At 60.1% G+C, this 3040-nt stretch carries 3 protein-coding genes; all 3 read right to left on the bottom strand.

Annotation, left to right across the window (positions count from 1 at the left end):
• Positions 1 to 287: 287 nt before the first annotated feature.
• The 3 genes from BFP96_RS21775 to rpmE all read right to left on the bottom strand — a co-directional run bounded on the left by BFP96_RS21775 (position 288) and on the right by rpmE (position 2796).
• Positions 288 to 1556 carry a malic enzyme-like NAD(P)-binding protein gene (locus BFP96_RS21775; protein ID WP_065893697.1) on the bottom strand — a complete coding sequence of 423 codons (1269 nt, stop codon included), beginning with the start codon at positions 1554 to 1556 and terminating at the stop codon, positions 288 to 290.
• Between the two features lie 191 nt (positions 1557 to 1747).
• Positions 1748 to 2545, bottom strand: coding sequence for a thermonuclease family protein (locus BFP96_RS21770; RefSeq protein WP_065936995.1), 798 nt, complete (start codon positions 2543 to 2545; stop codon positions 1748 to 1750).
• Positions 2546 to 2559: 14 nt separating this feature from the next.
• Entirely contained in the window at positions 2560 to 2796 is a 237-nt protein-coding gene (rpmE, locus tag BFP96_RS21765) for a 50S ribosomal protein L31 (RefSeq protein ID WP_003237330.1), read from the bottom strand.
• Between the last annotated feature and the right edge of the window lie 244 nt (positions 2797 to 3040).

The raw sequence follows: 3040 nt of genomic DNA, 5'->3' as shown, positions 1-3040 counted from the left end.
AGAGAGGGCACACCGAGCCTAAGCGAGGTGCCGAGTGGTGGGGCAAGAGCCCTTTGGTTACTTTGGGGCTTTTCCAAAGTGACCCGCCGTCAGGCCGGAACCCTAAGCAGCCGTTACCGCAGAAACGGATATGTACTCGGTCCAACATCCTGGTCGGCCCAGAGGCCGCCATCGGGGGCAAGCCCCCTCCCACATTTAGAGCGCCACAAGGCTCAATTTAAACGCCAGACACAAAAAAGCCCCGACTCGCGAGAGCCGGGGCTTTTTTGTGGGTGCGCTACGCAGGCTTAGCCGTTGAACACATCATCCACGCTTTGCAGCGGGTAGTTCTTCGGATACGGCAGGGTTGCCACACCAGTCTCGATTGCAGCCTTGGCCACGGCATCGGAGATCAGAGTGATCAGGCGCTTGTCCATAGGTTTCGGGATGATGTACTCACGACCGAATTCCAGCTTGGCGCCACCGTAGGCGTCGCAGACATCCTGCGGCACCGGCAGCTTGGCCAGTTCACGCAGGGCGTTGGCGGCCGCTACTTTCATTTCTTCGTTGATGCGCTTGGCGCGAACGTCCAGGGCACCACGGAAGATGAACGGGAAACCCAACACGTTGTTGACCTGGTTCGGGTAGTCCGAACGGCCGGTGGCCATGATCACGTCGTCGCGGGTGGCGTGGGCCAGTTCCGGGGCGATTTCCGGGTCCGGGTTGGAGCAGGCGAACACGATAGGGTTCGGCGCCATCGACTTCAGGCCTTCGGCGCTCAGCAGGTTCGGGCCGGACAGGCCGACGAACACGTCAGCACCGTCAAGGGCGTCAGCCAGGGTGCGCTTGGAGGACGGGTGGGCAAACATCGCCTTGTACTGGTTCAGGTCGGTACGCTCGGACTGGATCACGCCCTTGCTGTCGACCATGTAGATGTTTTCCAGCTTGGCGCCCATGCTGATGATCAGCTTCATGCAGGAAATGGCCGCAGCGCCGGCGCCCAGGCAGACGATCTTCGCCTCACCCAGGGTTTTGCCGGCGATCTCCAGGGCGTTGATCATGCCGGCTGCGGTAACGATCGCGGTGCCGTGCTGGTCATCGTGGAATACCGGGATGTCACACTGTTCGATCAGCGCCTTTTCGATCTCGAAGCACTCGGGTGCCTTGATGTCTTCCAGGTTGATGCCACCGAAGGTGATGGAAATGCGTTTAACGGTGTCGATGAAGGCCTGCGGGCTCTCGGAGTCGACTTCGATGTCGAAAACATCGATGCCGGCAAAGCGCTTGAACAGCACGCCCTTGCCTTCCATGACCGGCTTGGACGCCAATGGGCCGAGGTTACCCAGGCCCAGGATCGCGGTGCCATCAGAAATCACTGCAACCAGGTTGCCCTTGCCGGTGTACTTGTATGCCAGCTCGGGGTCGCGGGCGATTTCACGTACGGGCTCGGCAACGCCAGGGCTGTAGGCCAGCGACAGATCACGGGCGGTGGCAGTGGCTTTGGTGAGCTCTACACTCAGCTTTCCTGGACGAGGATTGGCATGATATTCGAGAGCGGCAGTTTTCAAATCAGACATATCGGCATTCCGCTTTTACTGTTGGTCGACGGACCGCCGAGGATACGCGTGTCGTAAAGCCCCTACAAGACTGGTCAGTCACAGGTGTCAAGGCCCTGCTGCGGCGTACTTTAGTCTAAAGCCACGGGATACAAGGGCTAGACTGTTCACAATCGAATAAAAAAATGTCTACAATTTTTTTATTATTGCGCTCAGCCAAGCATGCTCGGATCGGTGAGCGGCAACAGCCAACGCGCCTGAGGGTCTTTCGGCCCGCCGCGCCTGGAGCGGTCCTGCACCCAGCCACGCGCCTCGATTGTCTTGCCTTGCAGACCATTAAGCATGGCGGTATCGAATAAACGGACCCGATCAGGCGCAATGCGTAATACCAGTGAGCCGTGCAACTGGATCCAGACGCCACCGCGATTGCGTTCGATCGTGCTGACCCGCCCGCTGACCAAAGCGAACCCGGACCGCTTGAGTTGCGCCACGCTCTGTACCGGCGATTGCCGCCAAAGCCCCAACCGCGCGTTACGCGCACTGTTTTCAGCAGCCTGCTGACAGGCGACCAGCTCAACATTCGGCGCGACACCCACCTGAAACCCCAGGCCCTCAGCCAGCAATTGCGCCTCAAGGTTGTTGCCGTCGGCGCCATACAGGTGGGCAAGGGTTCGCCCGTAGCGATCTTTACCCTCGCGCCCCGGCACCAGCCCGAGACGCCCGTCACTGGCATTGACCAATGCCTGCAGACGCTGGCGCGCGGCAGCCGCAAACGGCTCGTCGGAGCGGCCCTTCTTACCGGTCTCCGGCGCGTTGATACCGATCATCCGAACGCTGCGGCCATCCTTGAGGCGCACAGTGTCGCCATCCACCACGCGCTGCACGTGCACCGGCGCCACCGACGCCGGCGCGGGGCAGAACACGTGGGCCTGGGCGGCAGATAGCCAAATCGCAGGCACAAAAAAGGCGCCCGCGAGGGACGCCTTTTTCAACAGCTGGCAAAAGCCCATAAGGCTTTTGAGCCTTACTCTGCCGGAGTAGCAGCAGCAGGCTTCTTGCCGAAAGCACCAAAGCGATCTGCGAAGCGCTGTACACGGCCGCCGGTGTCCAGAGTTTTCTGCTTACCGGTGTAGAACGGGTGGCACTCGTTGCATACGTCAGTACCCAGTGGCTTGCACAGGTTCGAACGGGTTTCGAACTTGTTGCCGCAGCTGCAGGTAACTTCGATGGTTTCGTACGCTGGATGGATATCGGCTTTCATGGCACTTCCTCGGGCTAGCGTGCCGCCACTCGACACTATTGTCGAATACCGCACGTAATTAGGCCGCGAATTCTAACAGACCTTTTCAATCACGCAAGCCGCACATCCGACTGAAAACCGCCTTTCATCAGAAAACCACGGCATACCCAAGCCCTCCCCTGTCTGCTAGGCTCCCGCCCCTGCGCCACCACCTGCCTAGATGAGACCCTCCGCGTGCCCGACGCCATTTTGCGCCTCGCCCTGC

This window comes from Pseudomonas sp. 34 E 7 (genome assembly GCF_900005715.1).
GTDB lineage: Bacteria > Pseudomonadota > Gammaproteobacteria > Pseudomonadales > Pseudomonadaceae > Aquipseudomonas > Aquipseudomonas orientalis_A.
Note: the sequence above shows the minus strand (reverse complement) of the source record. Positions and strands in the feature narration are given on the sequence as shown.

Coding starts and splice junctions, on each gene's coding strand:
- BFP96_RS21770 (WP_065936995.1), bottom strand. CDS start 2,545: ATGGGCTTTTGCCAGCTGTTGAAAAAGGCGTCCCTCGCGGGCGCCTTT.
- BFP96_RS21775 (WP_065893697.1), bottom strand. CDS start 1,556: ATGTCTGATTTGAAAACTGCCGCTCTCGAATATCATGCCAATCCTCGT.
- rpmE (WP_003237330.1), bottom strand. CDS start 2,796: ATGAAAGCCGATATCCATCCAGCGTACGAAACCATCGAAGTTACCTGC.